Here is a 15,933-nt window from a genome sequence, read left to right as displayed (position 1 = left end):
GGAATCCGATGACACCGAACACCTTTCATCTTCCCGACGTCGGAGAAGGCCTCACGGAAGCCGAGATTGTGCACTGGAAAGTGCAGCCGGGCGACACCGTTTCGGTGAACGACATCATCGTGGAGATCGAGACCGCGAAATCCCTCGTCGAGCTGCCGTCGCCGTTCGCGGGGGTGGTGTCGGCATTGCTGGTCGGGGAGGGCGAGACCGTGGAGGTCGGAACCCCTATTTTCGCCGTGGAGGACCCCTCCGAGAAACCAGGATCGGCAGGGGCGGGATCAGGGGCGGGATCGCCGCGGGTGTCTGCGCCTGAACCTGAAGCGGCAACCCCGATACCGGCGCCCGATATGCCCGGTGAGCTGGCCACCCCGCCGACGGCGTCCCGCGGACCCGCGGATCAGGAAGCGGAAGACATCGCCTCGGCCGCACCGGGGCCGCTGGTAGGCACCGGGCCGAAGGCCGACGCCGCCCGGCGTCGGCCGCGTAAACCCGCATCCCCGCCGGCCTCGTCCGAGGTCCGGGCATCGGTGGAAGATCCGTCTCCCCAGCAGGCGCGGACAGGATCAGGCCAGCCGGTGCCGACAGGATCAGGCGTCGGAGGAAGCGCTGCGAGCGTTCATCGTCCCCAGGAGCGCCCGGCGGAAAGCCGGGAACCCGCCGCGAATCCGCGGATCAATCCCCTCAACCAGCTCCTCAACCGGGTGCTGGCCAAACCGCCGGTCCGCAAAACCGCACGTGACCTCGGCATCAACCTTGCCGATGTTCCGGCCACCGGCACATCGGGTGAGGTCACGAAACAGGACCTCATCAGCTACCAGGCACAGCGCGACGCCGAGCAGGACGGCGCCGACACCTTCTGGGGCGGCAGGAAGAAGTTCGGCGCGGACAGGATCGAACGCATTCCAGTCAAGGGTGTCCGGAAGGCCACCGCGAAGGCCATGGTCCATAGCGCCTTCACCGCTCCGCACGTCAGCATCTTCGTCGACGTCGACGCGTCGAGAACCATGGAGTTCGTCAAGCGGCTCAAGGCCTCGCGTGATTTCGAGGGGATCAAGGTATCTCCGCTCCTCATCCTGGCGAAGGCCGTCATCTGGGCGGCGGCCCGGAATCCTTCGGTCAATGCCACGTGGACCGACGACGAGATCCTCGTGAAGCACTTCCTGAACCTCGGAATCGCCGCCGCCACTCCCCGCGGGCTCATGGTGCCGAATATCAAGGACGCCCAGGACCTCTCGCTCAAGGAACTCGCGCTTGCGCTGAACGAACTGGCGACGACCGCCCGCGCCGGCCGCACCCAGCCGGCGCAGATGCAGGGCGGCACCCTGACCATCACCAATATCGGGGCCCTCGGGATCGACACCGGTACGCCGATCATCAACCCGGGAGAGGTGGCGATTGTCGCTTTCGGCACCATCAAGCAGAAACCCTGGGTGCTCGACGGCGAGGTGTGTCCGCGCTGGATCACCACGCTGGGCGGCTCGTTCGACCACCGCGTGGTGGACGGGGACCTCAGCGCCCGCTTCATGGCCGACGTCGCGTCGATCCTCGAGGAGCCGGCACTGCTCCTCGACTGAGGAAAGCAGACCGTCCCGCGGGGAAGCTGTGCTGTGCACGAGTGGTGGGTGTCCGCGTGGCCCACCGGTGCTGCACAACCTGGAAGCGTTTTACGCCGACGCGTCGGCGATCGCCCGGCGCAGGATCGGCGCGAGGCGTGCCACGCCCGTGACGATGTCTTCCGGCGAGACGGCACTGAAGGCGAGGCGCAGCTTGTTGGAGGTTTCATCGGAGGGGCTGAAGGCCGCGCCGGGGATGAAGACCACGCCGGCGTCGATCGCCTGATAGAGCAGGGGGTACGTGTCGATGCCCTCGGGGAGGGTCACCCACACAAAGAAGCCGCCGTCGGGTTTCGTCCAGTGCACGCTGTCCGGCAGTTGCTCAGCGAGAGCACCCAGCATCGCATCGCAGCGCTCCCGATAGAGGCCGCGCATGTTCTCGAGGTGCCCCAGCCAGTCGTAGTCCCGGAGGTATGCCGACACCAGCATCTGTGTCAGGGGGGAAGGGCAGAGCACCACTGCTTCGCATGCCAGGTAGAAGCGCCGGTACAGATGACGTGGAACCAGCGCCCACCCCAGGCGCACCCCAGGCGCGAAGATCTTCGAGAATGAGCCGAGGTAGATGACATCGTCGGGGTTGTCGGCCCGCATGGGTGCGAGGGGCTCGCCGTCGAAGCGAAGCATGCCGTACGGGTTGTCTTCCAGCACGAGGATGGTGTGCTCGCGGCAGAGGTCGACGACGCGCTGGCGGCGGTCTGCGGCCAGGGTGATGCCGCTCGGGTTGTTGAAGCTGGGAATCGTGTAGAGCAGCTTGATCGATCGGCCCTGCGCCTTGAGGGCAAGAATGGTGCGCTCGAGCTCCTCGGGGATCAGCCCCTCCGAGTCCATCGGGATAGTGACGACATCTACCTCGTAGGCCTCGAAGGTGTTGAGGGCGCCCACGTAGGTGGGGTCCTCGCACAGGATGACATCACCCGGATTGCAGAACACCTTCGCCGCGACGTCCTGGGCGGACTGTGAGCCCGTGGTGACGACGATGTCGGCCGGATCCGCCCCGGGGATACCTTCCGCCGCCATGACGTCGCAGATCAGGCTGCGCAGCTCATCCATTCCCTGACCCCCGCCGTACTGGAGCGCTTCGAGGCCGTGCTCGGCGATGATCTTCTGTGCTGTGCGCCCCAGTTCCTCCATCGGGAGGGACTTGAGGTAGGGGCTGCCTCCTGCGAGGGAAACAAGGCCCGGCCGGATCGAGATGTCGAAGACGTCCCGGACGGCCGACTGCTTGATATTAGCGGCGCGCTTGGAGAAAAGCGCGTCATGGCGGGCTCCGGCGTCGAGTGCCCGCTCAAGGGCAGCCTCGGTCTCGGCGGGCAGGAGGTCCTCGGTCATGTTGTCGGAAGTCACACGCCGAGTCTAACGGAGGTTGCCTGATAGGCAACAGTTGTTGCTCAACAACGCCCGGAAGGATGTCGGGCGCCGCCTACACCCAGCCCGCGTTCCGGGCCTTGACGCCGGCCTGGAAGCGGCTCTCAGCCCCCAGGGCTTCCAGCATCCAGGCGATATGGCGGCGGCAGGTGCGGACGCTGATGTCGAGCCGGCGGGCGATCGATTCGTCGGGCAGGCCTGCGGAGAGCCCCTGCAGGATGCTGCGCTGCATGCTCGTGAGCGGGGAGTGGTGCGGTGTCAGGCTGAGGAAGGGTTCGCTCAACTCCCAGGCAACCTCGAAAAGCTGGGTGAAGATGTTGATCAGGCTCCGGTCGCGGATGACGAGCGCCGCCTTGTCCTCGCGCGTCGATTGTCGGCCCACCAGCGCAAGTTTTTCGTCGAAGATCAGAATGCGCAGGGGGATGAAGGGAAGAGCCCCGAACTCACCTCCGCCCTGCTGGATCGCCGCGACCGCCTTCCGGGTGGGAACGTGGTCGCGCGTGCTGACATCGTAGAGTGTCCTGCGCTTCACGCCGCGCTCAAGAAGGTCGAGGTCCTTGCGCACGCTTTCCTCGTGGACATCCGCGGTCGACCCCTGGCCGGGTTGCGCGATGTACACCCTGTCCGTTACGTCACGTCCGTAGTCGATGAGTACCCGGTGGATGAGGTGCGGGTCCTCGAGTGTTTCCACCGAGGTACTGGAGACCACGTGTTTCCGGGCTTCCAGGAATGCCGGAACAAGGCTCGAGAGTTCGCGCCGCTGCGCACTGATCCGCGTTTTCAGGTTCTGCACGGCGCGCTCATCCGCGTCCACCAGATCGGCGAGTGCGACGTCGGGGGACACTGCCACGAAAGCCCCGCCGCCGGAGGCCTGGGGACTGACGAGCTTTCGCTCGATCAGTGCGCCGAGGGCGCTTTCGACGTCGCGCATGGTCAGTCCGAGGGCTTCCGACGCCGCCAACCGTGTCCAGCCGGGGTTGCCGACGGCATAGCGGTAGAGCTCCAGAGACGTGGGGTCCATTCGGGGGTTCTCCTGTTGCCGTCGGGCCGCCGGCGGTCAGCCGCCACCCGCCGGTGCGGCCTGCGGGCGGACAGCCGCAGTACTGCAGGGTGCGGGTTCGTCAGTGATGGAACGCGAAAAACATGACATGTCCAGTTAATGACAAATGTGGACGATTGGCAATCCTCGCGCAGTGCTCCGTGCCCAGTTCCCCGGGACTGCGCGGAATACCGCGCGCTTCGGGTGGTTTTCGCTGGTGGTGCCGGTCATCCCGTTCGGGCGGGAGTCCGGTTCAGGCCATGTCCTGAACATGGCGGCCCTGCATCTGGACACTGCCTCAAGGCGCCAGCCATTCTTGGGAAACCGGATCAGCAGCACGCGGTCGACGGGCAGGCCGCAGGAGTTGTACGTGCAGCCCCTTCTTCTGCAGGCTGCCGGATCGTGAAAGGGAAACACCATGAAGAAGATTATCGGTGCAGCGGCCGGGCTCCTCATTCTGGTTGGAACGGCAGGAGGAGCCACCTCCGGCCCTTCCGCTGACGATCCGGGCCGGTACAGCGGATCGATATCGGCGAGTAGCTGGGACTGGCCGAAGTAGGGCCTGATCCCGACAAAGGATTTGCGGGCACGCCATGCCGGTGAATCCTTACCCACAATCCCGCCCCAGCGGGGTAACCACTAACCCTGAAGAAGAGGGCCATGAGTCAGCTGACAGCGGTTCGAACCGCCTCACGAACCGTTGCAGGCACTCAATGGTGGCACCTCACGCTTTCTCCGGGTGGCTTCGATGTAGCGGACGGCATCGTTGGAGCGCTGGTTACCCCTCTGGTGGCGCAGGCCGAGGCGCTTGGAGCGAAACGCTGGTACTTCACGAGGGATGAGGACCAGGCCCGGAGGGCGCAGGTGAACCTGCATATCCAGGCCCACCCGCGCATTCTTGAACGCCTCAGGGCCCTCAACCGGCCGCTCCAGGAACAGAGCGCCCTCGCCTTCCCGCAGCTTCTGGTCCACCAGCACTACTCAAGCGCCGTCGGCGACAGTTTCATCCCTGGGCTCGGCGTCGTCGACGCGCACCTCGAAGCCAATCTGGTCAAGTACGGCGGTGCTGTGGGTCTCGACCTCGCGGAGGAGGTGTTCGAGCTGAGTTCGGAGCTGTCCCTGTGGGCCGGCCAGCGCTTCGTCAAGATGCAGAGCCGCTCAGCCCTCGGAGCCCTGATCCTTTTCGACTCGGCCCACAGTCTGATGCATGGTCCGCATGCGGCAGGACGGCCCGAGCGGCGCAGGATCACCTGGGACCTCTACTGGGATCTGCACCTCCGGACGTGTACCACCGACGTCGGCCCGCGGGCCGACGCCGTCCGCGAAGCAATGACGCGGCAGGTGGCAGCCAAGGCCACCGGCTTTCACGCCCGGATGGCCGCGACGGCGTCCGAGTCGGAGGTCCGGAACTGGCGGCGCCGCTGGTTCCGGTGCCTTGACACCTACCTGCACCGGGCGGAGAAGGCGCGGGTCAGCAGAACCGCACAGCACCTCACCGTGCATCACGCCCATATGACGCTGAACCGCCTGGGATTCGTGCCCCGTGAGGAAGCCGCCCTGGGTCTTTTCGCGAGGACCTGCCACCCGGAACTGGCCATCAAGGGTGGATCCCGCAGCAGCATGTAGCCCGGTCCCACGGCGCTGCCCATCCGGTCGATGAAAGCAGGAGCACCATGAGCATACGAACCGATACCGGGCTGTCCGACGCCCTTGATTGTTCAGCCGGCGTCGTCGAGGAAGTGCAGGATGGCCTCCACGACGGGCCCGGGGAGCCCGGCGCGGCGGGCGCATACCTCCGGGACGCTGCATGGGCGGGACATCAGTGGTACTGAGCAGGCCGTGAGCCAGGTACTCCTAGGCAGCCGTCCTGGCGGGTGCTGCTGCACCTGCGAGTGCTGAGAGCACGCCAATGACCTGCCCCGCCACTTCGGCGTCGTCCTTGGGGTGAACCTCGGCGAACCGGGTGATCGAACTGCCGATCGACAGCTTCGTGTCATCGATCACCGTTGCTCCGGCAACCGCGAGCGAGCGCCGCGCATCGTCGTGGGCCCACGCGCCGCCGTACTGGCCGAACGCCGATCCTATGACGGCTGCCGGTTTGGCCGAGATCGCACCAGCGCCATAGGGCCGTGAAAGCCAGTCGATGGCGTTTTTCAGGACAGCGGGCATGGTGCCGTTGTACTCGGGCGAAACGAGCAGTACCGCGTCCGCCTGGTTCGCGACTTCGCGGAGCGCAGTCGCCGCAGCGGGTCGGTGCTCGTCGGTGTCGATGTCCTCGTTGTAGAAGGGCACGTCGGCGAGCCCGTCGAAAGTTACGACGTCCACCGCTTCCGGGGCATTCAGGACTGCCACTTCCGCGAGCTGACGGTTGATGGAACCTTCCCGCAGGCTGCCGACGAGGGTGAGGATGGTGATGTTCGCCATGATGATCTCCCGAATGTTTGAAGCCCACAATTTGGCGATGGGCACACAACATTAACCGGACTGTGGTCCGTTTTATTCCGCACTAGAATGTTCGACATGGAGCGCATGGAATGGTCGCTGCCGCTGTCGGGGAACGACGGCGAGCGGAGGGACGCTTCGCGGAACCGACGACTCCTGCTCCACGCCGCGTCGACCATCGTGGCCTGCAGCGGCGTGGACAGTCTCACCATGGACGGCGTCGCGCGCGAAGCAGGCGTCGGCAAGGGCACCGTCTTCCGCCGCTTCGGCAGCAGGGCAGGCCTGATGCAGGCACTCGCCGACCAGACCGGGCGGACGTTCCAGGAGGCCTTCATGTTCGGACCTCCGCCCCTTGGCCCCGGAGCGCCGGCAAGGGAGCGCCTCCGCGCATTCGGGGCCGCGAGCATCGACCGGCTGGAGGTCGACGGCCGGGTGGTGCGGGCGGCGGGATCACCGGGTGGGCCCGATCTCGCCCACCCCACCCAGCGGCTCGTTCGGCTTCATCTGATCATGCTGCTGCGGGAAGCAGGCGTGCAGGGCGATTCCGAGCTTGCTGCCTACCAGCTTGCCGCATTTCTTGACGCAGGCCTGCTGCTCCACCTTTCCGATGACCGCGGCATGCCGCGGGCACGGCTGGTTCGGGCGTGGAATGTCCTTGTTGACGGACTGACGGACTGACGGACTGACGGATGTGAGGGGTCCGCTAGACGAGTGAGCGCCAGTCCTCCGCCAGCTCGAGCCCGTGCGCGCTGGAGACGGAGTGGTGGGCTACCTTCCCGCTGGCGGTGTTCAGCCCGCGGCTGAGGGCGGCGTCGGCTTCGAAGGCCTCGCGGACCCCCTTGTCGGCAAGCGCGACCGCGTAGCGGAGCGTGACGTTGGTCAAAGCGTAGGTCGAGGTATTCGGCACCGCCCCGGGCATATTCCCTACACAGTAGAACAACGAGTTGTGGACCTTGAAGGTGGGATCTTCGTGGGTGGTGACACGGGAATCCTCGAAGCAGCCCCCCTGGTCCACCGCGATGTCCACGAGGACACTGCCGTCTTTCATGCGCGCGACGAGGGCATTGGTGACGAGTTTCGGTGCCTTCGCGCCGGGAATCAGGACTGATCCGATGACGAGGTCGGCTTCCAGGACCGCCTTCTCGATCTCCAGCCTGTTCGAGGCGATGGTTCGAACCCTTCCCGCATACAGTGCGTCGATTTCGCGCAGCCGGGCGATGTTGATGTCCAGGATCGACACGTCGGCGCCCGCGCCCACCGCCATGGCGGTGGCATTCGTCCCGGCAACTCCGGCGCCGAGCACCACGACGTTTGCCGGGCGTACGCCGGGCACCCCGCCCAGGAGCAGGCCCGGGCCTCCGGCGGGGGCCGTCATCACCTGGGCGCCGACCTGCACCGCGAGGCGTCCTGCCACTTCGGACATCGGGGCCAGCAGCGGCAGGGAGCGGCCGTCCTGCACCGTCTCATAGGCGATGGCCGTCACGCCGGAATCCAGCAGTGCACGCGTGAGCTCCGGCTCTGCTGCGAGATGGAGGTACGTGAAGAGGATGAGACCCTGCCGGAAGCGGTGATATTCCTGTTCCACGGGCTCTTTGACCTTCAGCACCATGTCGGCGCGCTGCCACACGTCGTCCGCTGATTCCACCAGCTCGGCCCCCGCGGACAGGTATTCCTCATCCGAGATGTTGGAGCCGAGACCGGCGTTCCGCTCGATGAGGACCGTATGGCCGTGGGAGCGGAATTCGTGGACACCTGATGCGGTGATGGCTACGCGGAACTCGTTGTTCTTCACTTCTTTAGGAACGCCGACGATCATGGGATTCTCCAGTGTGCGGTTCGGGCGAGAAAGGGCGAGCTTGGGGCCCTCCCAGTATGGACTCGCCGTCGGAAGGATTTTCCGCTGCAGGGGAGCCTCGTCCGGGAGCGGACGGCCGAAGCCCACGTGATGCGTATCACTAGCATCGGAGAGGCTGCGGGCGCAATCGACACCTGTCGAGTTTCGGGGCGTCAACTGTCGGTGGGACCGGCCGCATGCCGGTAGGCTGGCTCCGTGCAGCGACCAGCGATTGAAGATGCCGTCGAACGCATCGCCCGCACACTGGGACGTGGTCTTTCCCTGGAGGACCTGGACGGCGTCCTGCTCGCCTACAGCAGCGACCAGGTCGCGGCTGACCGGGTGAGGGTCAACTTCCTGCTGAGCAAGAAGGTCCCCGCGGATGTCAGCGAGTGGCAGTTCCGCCACGGCATTGCCGTTGCCGTCAAGCCGGTGGCAGTCCCGGCCAATCCGGGCCTCGGGATGCTGGGGCGTATCTGCGTCCCGCTCCTGGTCAAGGGCTTCCGCGTGGGCTACCTGTGGGTGCAGCAGGATTCCGACGACGATCCCGCTGCCGCCATCATCGCTCTCCTGCCGCAGGTGCGGGTGGACCTCGACCACCTTGCCGGACTGCTCCTCGAGGGCAATACGGGCGAATCCGAGCACCGCAGCCGACGCGAGGCGGAATTCCTTGCGGCCTGCAACGGCATCTCCTCGGCGGTGGATGGATTGCGTGGTTGGCGCGAGGTGGCGGCCGGCGGTGCATGGCAGCTCGCCGTCGTCGTGGAAGCGGGCCCGAGCACGGTTCCCGGCGCTGATCCGCTTGCCGCTGCCACCATGCACAGGACGGTGGCGCTTCAGGCGACGGTCGGTGTGCGTCCCATTCTGTTCAGCGCAGGCTCCACTTCCCATTCCGTTCTCCTGCTCACCCCCGGCGTGGGGCATGCCGCGCATACGGCGGTCCTGAAGCGCTACCGCACGGAACTGGCGAAACGGGCCGGCCGTCCTGTGGGGCTGCTCACCATGGGGGTGAGCGAACCGTTCTTCGACCTGCGGAGCCTGCAGGCAGGTTACGCGCAGGCATGTTCCGCGGCTCAGGCCTCGGCGGTCGACGAACAGCTCGGTGTCATCGCCGAGTACCGGGCGATCGGGGCCTACCAGTTCCTCAGCGTCATGGGTTGGCAGCTGTCCGATGCCCGGAGCATCTACTTCACGGAGCTCGAGGAGCACGACCGCGTGGGTGAACTGCTTCCGGTGCTTGAGCTGCTGTACGACAAGGATGGCTCGGTTCAGGACGTGGCGACGCAGCTGCACCTCCACCGCAGCAGCGTCTATAACCGGCTGGCGCGCATCCGCAGGATCATCGGCGCCGACCCGCTGAACGGGGCGGTCCGCTTGGAGCTGCATCTGGCGCTCAAGGCACGGCGTTGGGGCCTACGCCCCCGCTTCTGATGCCGACCGGGGCTGCAGTTCAAGCCAGTGCTCGACGTCGCTCCGCCGTATCCGCCGGTGGGAACCCCGGTATTCCGCGGGAATCGTGCCCGCATCGGTGAGGTTGCGCAGGTACGTGTGGGAGATTCCGGCGAGTTCGGCCGCCTGGGAAGTGGTGAGCATCTCTGCCACTGAGACGCACTGGACGGTGTTGCCGTCGCCGAGCCGTTCGAGCAGGTCGACGACGGCGTTCCGCGCTGCCGCGGGTAAGCGGAAGGCAGTGCCGTCGACGAACACTGTGACATCGGCACTGTCCGCGAGCGCGTGGCGGAGTGCATCGGCTTCCCGTGGCGTGAGTGCCGGGGTGGTGCGCGGCGTTCTCGTAGGCATGGGGCTATTGTGCCAGCAGCCCGCCACCGTTGCTCTTTGCAACGGGTCTGCGTAGGACTACCCTGTTGTCATCAGCACCGTTGCTGCCTGGTGCCAGCGTCGGTTCGAGGATGAAATGGTGGGAATAATGACGACTGTCGACCAGAATCGGGCGGTGCGCCGCGCACGGGGGATCATCCCCTTGACCGTTACCGGGGAAGTGCCCTGGTGCCAGCCGTGTAACACCGCCGACTACCTCATCTTCGAAGAGTATGTTCCGGCACGGGTGGGGATCGGCCACGGCCGCCGCATTCTCGGCAGCGCGAGTTACTCGTGCTCGGCCTGCGGTTCCTTCAGTGCCCATTCAGTACCCGAGACGTGGAGCCCGCCGCGCTGGTTCTGGTACACCTGACCCTGTATTTCACCGGCCGATCTGCTGCACGGGATCCTGGTCAGCGGCCGCCGTCGTCCCCGCGGGCCAATTGTGCGGCCCTGGTGATCAGGTAATAGTGTTCCGCAGTGTTGGCGGTCAGTCCGGCAGCACGTTCGAATTCACTGCGTGCCTCGGTCAATCGGCCGATGCGTTCAAGCAGATGCGCGCGGACAGCGTGGAGACGGTGATGGTCCGACAGGATTTCCAGGCCGTCGAGCAGGGTGAGTGCGGCCTGCGGACCGGACACCATCCCGACAGCGATCGCGCGGTTGAGGGTCACCATCGGGCCGGGTGCCATCCGTTCAAGAAGCGTGTACAGGGCGGAGATCTGCGGCCAATCCGTCGCTTCGGCCGAGGAGGCCTCGTCGTGCAGCGCCGCGATGGCAGCCTGCACCTGGTAGGGACCGACGGCCCCTGCCCCCAGAGCGCGCAGCAGCAATCCATGCCCCTCCTCGATCATGCCGGCGTCCCACAATCGTCGGTCCTGTTCGTCCAGGGGCACCAGACGCCCGGCGTGATCGGTCCGCGCGGGACGCCGCGCATGCGTGAGGAGGAGGAGGGAGAGTAGGCCCACAGCCTCGGGATCGCCCGGTGCCGAACCGACCAGGAGCCGGGCGATCCGCAGGGCTTCGAGGGCCAGGTCCGGTCGATCCAGACCGTCCCTGTGGGAGACGTACGCCTCGTTGAACATCAGGTAGACCACCGCGAGCACGGCTCTGACGCGTTCCCGGCGATCCTTCGGTGCGGGCGGTTCGAACCTGGCTCCGGCGGCGCGGATGCTCTGCTTCGCCCGGCTGATGCGCTGCCCCATGGTGGACTCGGGGACGAGGAATGCGGCCGCGATCTGAGCCGTTGTCAGACCCCCCACAGCGCGCAGCGTCAGGGCAATTGCGGAAGCCGGGCCAAGGCAGGGGTGGGCGCACAGCATCAGCAGGGTCAGTGTGTCGTCCTCCGCGGAGGATTGCTGTCGTGAGTTCCCGGCCACGTCGCCCGGCACGGTCGGATCAACAGCGACGAGCACCTCTCGAGCGCGTCGGGCCGCGTCGCTCCTGATGTCGTCGATGAGGCGTCGCTGTGCGACCCGGATCAGCCACCCGACCGGATTGGCCGGCACCCCGGACCGGGGCCATGCCTGGACAGCAGCCAGCAGCGCCTCCTGCACTGCATCCTCGGCCGCCGAGAAGTCGCCGCACCGGCGAGCCAACGCCCCGAGGACCTGCGGCGTGAGGTGACGCAGCAACTCCTCAGGGACATCGGTCGTCGACATCGCTCAGCCCTGCACGGCGGGTGCGGCCATCACCTGCCGGACCTCGATGGGTTGCTGGATCGGGACTCCACCGTTGCCGGGCGCCGTTGACGCCTTCGCCGCGATCTCGAGGGCGCGCTGCTCAGAGTCCACGTCCACGATCCAGTAGCCGGCGAGGAATTCCTTGGATTCGGCAAAGGGGCCATCAGTGACCACCGGCGCGTTGCGCCCGTCCCACGTCACCACCTTGCTGGTGTCCGGTGCGGCCAGGCCCTGGGCGTCCGCCAGTTCTCCAGTGTCGGTCAACTCGCGGCCCAGGGCGTGCTGGAATTCGATGTGCGCGGAAATATCCTCCGGCGACCACTCGCTCATCGGCACGTCGCAGCCCGCGCCGCTCTCGTAGTTCATCAGCAGCATGTACCTCATCGTGCATTCCCTTCATCCCGGACGCCCTCGTGGCGCCTCAACTCCTTGTCGGACCCGACGGTGCAGCTTCGACACATCCCGCCGGCAGGACATCCACGGATGGTCAGGCGGTCGGTCCCAGCCTAAATCACCCGCCCGTCCGATGGCTGTGAGAATGCCACCTGGGGTAAGCGGACGCTCCTTCCACGCCGGAGGAATTCCGGAGTGCGCACCCGTCTAACAGGGGCTTCCCCTCGTGTTGCCGCCCGATTGACTCCGGATGTGATGCGTTACACACTGTGCAGTGACCTTTCAAAGGAGACAGCTTGATCCCCCGCCATGCCACCGCCGTCATGCTCACTGCCCTCGTTACCGGCTCGGTTCTCGCACCACCGGCGCTCGCCGCGCCGCAGGACCCTCAACCCCCGTCGTCCACAGCTGCGTCCGCCACCGAGCAGCATTCGCTGCGGAGCGCCGTCACTGACGAGAATTTCTACTTCGTCATGGCCGACCGGTTCCAGAACGGCACAGCACTGAACGACGACGGCGGGCTCGGTTCCGATCCGCTGGTTTCCGGTTTCGATCCGACCCGCAAGGGGTTCTTCAACGGCGGCGATCTCAAAGGGCTGAAGGACCAGCTCGACTACATCGAGGGGCTGGGAACCACGTCCATCTGGCTGACACCCAGCTTCAAGAACCGAGCCGTCCAGCCCGAGGACGGCTCCGCCGGATACCACGGCTACTGGATCACGGACTTCACCCAGATCGACCCGCACCTCGGCAGCAATGACGACCTCAAGGCGCTGATCGACGCGGCGCACGCACGGGGCATGAAGGTCTACTTCGACATCATCACGAACCACACCGCCGACGTCATCGGCTACGACGCCGGCGAACGTGCGCCCTATATCTCCAAGGATGAGGAGCCCTACCGCGACGCGGAGGGCAATGAATTCGACGACCGCGACTTCGCAGGCACGGGTGCGTTCCCCGCACTGGATGCGGCGACGTCGTTCCCTTACGTTCCGATGGTGCCGGAGGCCGACCAGGCCCTGAAAGTACCCGAATGGCTGAATGACCCGACGCTGTACCACAACCGGGGAGACACCACCTTCGCGGGTGAGGACGCCTACTACGGTGACTTCTTCGGCCTCGACGACCTGTCCACCGAGCATCCGCGCGTGGTGAGCGGAATGGCCGATATCTACAAGACCTGGATCGCCGACTTCGGGGTGGACGGCTTCCGGATCGACACGATGAAGCACGTCAACGACGAGTTCTGGCAGGACTTCGGTCCCGAAGTCCTGTCGTTCGCACAGGAACAGGGCAAGGACGAATTCTTCATGTTCGGCGAGGTCTTCGACACCTCCAAGGCCTTCACCTCGCAGTTCACCACGCGCAACCGGATGCAGTCGGTCCTGGACTTCCCGTTCCAGTCGGCTGCCCGCGGCTACGCCTCGCAGGGGGCGCCCGCGACCGACCTCGAGTCCTTCTTCGCTGGAGACGACTGGTACACCGATGCCGACTCGAATGCCTACAGCCTGCCGACCTTCCTCGGCAACCACGACATGGGCCGCATCGGCAGCTTCATCGCCGCGGACAATCCCGGAGCGCCCGAGGATGAGATTCTCGCCCGGGACACCCTCGCGCATGAGCTGATGTACTTCGCCCGCGGCAATCCGGTGATCTACTACGGCGACGAGCAGGGCTTTACCGGACCGGGCGGCGACCAGGATGCGCGGCAGACGATGTTCGCCAGCCAGGTTGGCGAGTACCTGGACGACGACCTGCTGGGTACGGAATCGACCCATGCCGTGGACAACTTCGACACGACCCACCCGCTGTACACGGGGATCAAATCGCTCGCGGAGGTCACGGCGGAGCACCCTGCCCTGCGCAACGGGGCCCACCAGCACCGGTACGCCGCGGACGGCCCCGGCATCTACGCCTTCTCCCGTATCGATGCCGGGGACCAGCGTGAGTACGTCGTCGCCCTGAACAACAGCACCGAGCCCCAGACCGCATCCATCCCGACCTACGCGGGAAAGCGCAGCTACGGACTGGTCTACGGTGACGCAGCCGACCGCGTGAAATCGGCAGCGGACGGGACCCTTCCGGTTACCGTTCCCGCATTGTCCGCCGTGGTGTATGAAGCCTCGGGTCGGACTCCGCACTCGAAGGAGGCCCCGGCCGTCACGCTGCAGGAACCCCTGCCCGCTCCGGAGGACAACGGCCGCATGAAGGTTGCCGCCGACGTCGACGGTTCCTCGTTCTACGAGGTGAGCTTCGAGGCGCGGACCACGGATGGGGTCTGGACGAACATCGGCACCGACGACAACGCGCCCTACGGCGTCTACCACGACGTCAGCGGATTCGCCGCCGGTGAGGCCCTCGAGTACCGGGCGGTAGTGCTCGACAACGCCGACCACACGAGGACGTCCGGCCAGCGTTCGGCCAGCGTCCCTGCGCCGAAGCTCTCCATGAACCTGCCCGTCGAAGGATCCCGGGTCCAGGACGACGTCGACGTCACGGCGACCGTGAGCCCGGAGAGATCGGACTATGCAGTGACCCTCCAGCGGAGCGTAGCCGGCGGTGAGTGGACTGCGATCGGCGCGGACGACTCTTCCCCGACCTACACCGCCGTCGACGATCTCACTGCCCTGAACCTCGGTGAGGGTACGGAAATCCGGTACCGAGCGGTGTTGGACGGGTCCGTCAGCGATCTCCGGACGGTGACGGTGGGTTCCACCGTCGACCAGCCGGACACCGTGGCTGTCGCGGGAAGCCTCGACTCCGAACTCGGGTGCGGGGCCGACTGGGATCCGACCTGTGATCAGGCCCAGATGCGCTTCGATGAGGCGACACAGCTATGGATCCTCGAGGTCGCCGACCTCCCCGCGGGAACGTACGACTACAAGGCCGCCCTGAATCGATCCTGGACCGAGAACTACGGCGCGGGCGGAGGCAGGGACGGGAGCAACATCTCTTATAACCACGTCGGCGGACCGGTGAGATTCGTGTATGACCATCGGACACACCTGATCGGTACCGAGTAGATTCAGTCCCCGTCGCCCTGGGCGTCGTCAGTTGTGGTGACGCCCAGGACGCCAGGCACTTCGCTGAGCTGGGTCAGCAGGTCCCTCAGTGACACCTTTCCGTGGAATTTCATCCGCACGAGGACCTGCGGGGCAGTCCCGTCGGAGATTTTGCGGGTGGACAGGATGGAAGCGTCGAAGCCCATTTCGGTTGATGCGGCCAGCGCCTCGCGCAACACGCCCTGGCCGTCGAGGTACCGGACTTCGACGGTCCTTTTCCTGTCCGCCAGCGGGAGGAGTTTGGCCAGTGGAGCCAGCAGCCCGACGGCAACGAAGTGCAGAACGGTTGCCGTCACGGCAAGGGGAACCATTCCTGCTCCGCACGCCATGCCCACTGCGGCCGACATCCAGATGGTGGCAGCCGTGGTGAGGCCTCGCACCACGTCCCTGTTCATGAAAATCACTCCCGCTCCGAGGAAACCGACTCCTGAGACGATCTGCGCTGCTATCCGGGATGGGTCCAGAGCCGAGTCGGGCCCGGTGACCGAGGCGAAGCCATACGCCGAGACGAGCGTGAAGACGGCTGAGCCGGTTCCGACCAGCGCATGGGTCCTCAATCCGGCGCTTTTCTGTCGGATCTGCCGTTCCAGTCCGATGAGCGACGACAACACGAACGCCGCGCAGGCGAGCGTGAGTTCGGTGAGGAAAGTTCCTGAGATGAGGTCCACGCTCACACCCTATG

The 15,933-nt window shown here is 65.9% G+C and carries 16 protein-coding genes; 8 read left to right on the top strand and 8 right to left on the bottom strand.

The window, feature by feature from the left end; genetic code table 11:
- The first annotated feature begins 8 nt into the window (after positions 1-8).
- Positions 9-1,574, top strand: a complete 1,566-nt coding sequence (locus Y704_RS0106000) for a dihydrolipoamide acetyltransferase family protein (RefSeq protein ID WP_026549445.1) — start codon at positions 9-11, stop codon at positions 1,572-1,574.
- A 90-nt stretch (positions 1,575-1,664) separates the two neighbouring features.
- Here Y704_RS0106000 and Y704_RS0105995 read toward each other — a convergent pair whose 3' ends face one another.
- Together Y704_RS0105995 and Y704_RS0105990 are read right to left on the bottom strand one after the other, a co-directional pair.
- Positions 1,665-2,942, bottom strand: coding sequence for an aminotransferase-like domain-containing protein (locus Y704_RS0105995; protein WP_026549444.1), 1,278 nt, complete (start codon positions 2,940-2,942; stop codon positions 1,665-1,667).
- Positions 2,943-3,033: 91 nt separating this feature from the next.
- Positions 3,034-3,999, bottom strand: coding sequence for a helix-turn-helix domain-containing protein (locus tag Y704_RS0105990; RefSeq protein ID WP_026549443.1), 966 nt, complete (start codon positions 3,997-3,999; stop codon positions 3,034-3,036).
- 436 nt (positions 4,000-4,435) lie between these two features.
- On the opposite strand from Y704_RS0105990, the gene Y704_RS23925 reads away from it, so the two are divergent.
- The 3 genes from Y704_RS23925 (at position 4,436) to Y704_RS23920 (ending at position 5,849) form a co-directional block, all read left to right on the top strand.
- The gene (locus Y704_RS23925) at positions 4,436-4,576 is read left to right on the top strand and encodes a hypothetical protein (protein ID WP_155850227.1); all 141 of its coding nucleotides are present in this window, start codon (positions 4,436-4,438) and stop codon (positions 4,574-4,576) included.
- A 101-nt stretch (positions 4,577-4,677) separates the two neighbouring features.
- Positions 4,678-5,643: a lantibiotic dehydratase C-terminal domain-containing protein gene (locus Y704_RS0105975; RefSeq protein ID WP_026549441.1), complete on the top strand. Its 966-nt coding sequence runs from the start codon at positions 4,678-4,680 to the stop codon at positions 5,641-5,643.
- Positions 5,644-5,690: 47 nt separating this feature from the next.
- Positions 5,691-5,849, top strand: coding sequence for a hypothetical protein (locus tag Y704_RS23920; protein ID WP_155850226.1), 159 nt, complete (start codon positions 5,691-5,693; stop codon positions 5,847-5,849).
- Between the two features lie 22 nt (positions 5,850-5,871).
- Here the strand turns inward: Y704_RS23920 and Y704_RS0105965 are convergent, their stop codons facing one another.
- Entirely contained in the window at positions 5,872-6,441 is a 570-nt protein-coding gene (locus Y704_RS0105965; protein WP_026549440.1) for an NADPH-dependent FMN reductase, read from the bottom strand.
- Positions 6,442-6,537: 96 nt separating this feature from the next.
- On the opposite strand from Y704_RS0105965, the gene Y704_RS0105960 reads away from it, so the two are divergent.
- Positions 6,538-7,137: a TetR/AcrR family transcriptional regulator gene (locus Y704_RS0105960; protein ID WP_216698951.1), complete on the top strand. Its 600-nt coding sequence runs from the start codon at positions 6,538-6,540 to the stop codon at positions 7,135-7,137.
- Positions 7,138-7,162: 25 nt separating this feature from the next.
- Here the strand turns inward: Y704_RS0105960 and ald are convergent, their stop codons facing one another.
- Entirely contained in the window at positions 7,163-8,275 is a 1,113-nt protein-coding gene (gene ald / locus Y704_RS0105955) for an alanine dehydrogenase (RefSeq protein WP_026549438.1), read from the bottom strand.
- Positions 8,276-8,509: 234 nt separating this feature from the next.
- Here ald and Y704_RS0105950 point away from each other — a divergent pair, with 234 nt between their 5' ends.
- Complete coding sequence (locus Y704_RS0105950) at positions 8,510-9,724, top strand: PucR family transcriptional regulator (protein ID WP_026549437.1); 1,215 nt, start codon at positions 8,510-8,512, stop codon at positions 9,722-9,724.
- On the opposite strand, the gene Y704_RS0105945 is transcribed toward Y704_RS0105950, so the two are convergent.
- The gene (locus Y704_RS0105945) at positions 9,707-10,093 is read right to left on the bottom strand and encodes a helix-turn-helix domain-containing protein (RefSeq protein WP_026549436.1); all 387 of its coding nucleotides are present in this window, start codon (positions 10,091-10,093) and stop codon (positions 9,707-9,709) included. The two genes, Y704_RS0105950 and Y704_RS0105945, sit on opposite strands and share 18 nt — an antisense overlap.
- Positions 10,094-10,220: 127 nt before the next feature.
- Between Y704_RS0105945 and Y704_RS23915 the strand changes: the two genes are divergently transcribed.
- The gene (locus Y704_RS23915; protein ID WP_155850224.1) at positions 10,221-10,484 is read left to right on the top strand and encodes a hypothetical protein; all 264 of its coding nucleotides are present in this window, start codon (positions 10,221-10,223) and stop codon (positions 10,482-10,484) included.
- Positions 10,485-10,524: 40 nt separating this feature from the next.
- Here the strand turns inward: Y704_RS23915 and Y704_RS0105935 are convergent, their stop codons facing one another.
- Together Y704_RS0105935 and Y704_RS0105930 are read right to left on the bottom strand one after the other, a co-directional pair.
- Positions 10,525-11,772, bottom strand: a complete 1,248-nt coding sequence (locus Y704_RS0105935) for an RNA polymerase sigma factor (RefSeq protein ID WP_026549435.1) — start codon at positions 11,770-11,772, stop codon at positions 10,525-10,527.
- A gap of 3 nt (positions 11,773-11,775) precedes the next feature.
- Complete coding sequence (locus Y704_RS0105930; protein ID WP_253904241.1) at positions 11,776-12,168, bottom strand: YciI family protein; 393 nt, start codon at positions 12,166-12,168, stop codon at positions 11,776-11,778.
- Between the two features lie 341 nt (positions 12,169-12,509).
- On the opposite strand from Y704_RS0105930, the gene Y704_RS0105925 reads away from it, so the two are divergent.
- The gene (locus Y704_RS0105925) at positions 12,510-15,212 is read left to right on the top strand and encodes an alpha-amylase family glycosyl hydrolase (RefSeq protein WP_026549433.1); all 2,703 of its coding nucleotides are present in this window, start codon (positions 12,510-12,512) and stop codon (positions 15,210-15,212) included.
- Between the two features lie 2 nt (positions 15,213-15,214).
- Here the strand turns inward: Y704_RS0105925 and Y704_RS19305 are convergent, their stop codons facing one another.
- Positions 15,215-15,919: an MgtC/SapB family protein gene (locus Y704_RS19305; RefSeq protein ID WP_343212817.1), complete on the bottom strand. Its 705-nt coding sequence runs from the start codon at positions 15,917-15,919 to the stop codon at positions 15,215-15,217.
- Between the last annotated feature and the right edge of the window lie 14 nt (positions 15,920-15,933).

Source organism: Arthrobacter sp. Br18 (genome assembly GCF_000520555.1).
Taxonomy (GTDB): Bacteria; Actinomycetota; Actinomycetes; order Actinomycetales; family Micrococcaceae; genus Arthrobacter_D.
The sequence above is the reverse complement of the archived record's forward strand: the minus strand, read 5'-3'. Positions and strand labels throughout refer to the sequence as shown.

Coding starts and splice junctions, on each gene's coding strand:
- Y704_RS0106000 (WP_026549445.1), top strand. CDS start 9: ATGACACCGAACACCTTTCATCTTCCCGACGTCGGAGAAGGCCTCACG.
- Y704_RS0105995 (WP_026549444.1), bottom strand. CDS start 2,942: ATGACCGAGGACCTCCTGCCCGCCGAGACCGAGGCTGCCCTTGAGCGG.
- Y704_RS0105990 (WP_026549443.1), bottom strand. CDS start 3,999: ATGGACCCCACGTCTCTGGAGCTCTACCGCTATGCCGTCGGCAACCCC.
- Y704_RS23925 (WP_155850227.1), top strand. CDS start 4,436: ATGAAGAAGATTATCGGTGCAGCGGCCGGGCTCCTCATTCTGGTTGGA.
- Y704_RS0105975 (WP_026549441.1), top strand. CDS start 4,678: ATGAGTCAGCTGACAGCGGTTCGAACCGCCTCACGAACCGTTGCAGGC.
- Y704_RS23920 (WP_155850226.1), top strand. CDS start 5,691: ATGAGCATACGAACCGATACCGGGCTGTCCGACGCCCTTGATTGTTCA.
- Y704_RS0105965 (WP_026549440.1), bottom strand. CDS start 6,441: ATGGCGAACATCACCATCCTCACCCTCGTCGGCAGCCTGCGGGAAGGT.
- Y704_RS0105960 (WP_216698951.1), top strand. CDS start 6,538: ATGGAGCGCATGGAATGGTCGCTGCCGCTGTCGGGGAACGACGGCGAG.
- ald (WP_026549438.1), bottom strand. CDS start 8,275: ATGATCGTCGGCGTTCCTAAAGAAGTGAAGAACAACGAGTTCCGCGTA.
- Y704_RS0105945 (WP_026549436.1), bottom strand. CDS start 10,093: ATGCCTACGAGAACGCCGCGCACCACCCCGGCACTCACGCCACGGGAA.
- Y704_RS23915 (WP_155850224.1), top strand. CDS start 10,221: ATGACGACTGTCGACCAGAATCGGGCGGTGCGCCGCGCACGGGGGATC.
- Y704_RS0105935 (WP_026549435.1), bottom strand. CDS start 11,772: ATGTCGACGACCGATGTCCCTGAGGAGTTGCTGCGTCACCTCACGCCG.
- Y704_RS0105930 (WP_253904241.1), bottom strand. CDS start 12,168: ATGCTGCTGATGAACTACGAGAGCGGCGCGGGCTGCGACGTGCCGATG.
- Y704_RS0105925 (WP_026549433.1), top strand. CDS start 12,510: ATGCTCACTGCCCTCGTTACCGGCTCGGTTCTCGCACCACCGGCGCTC.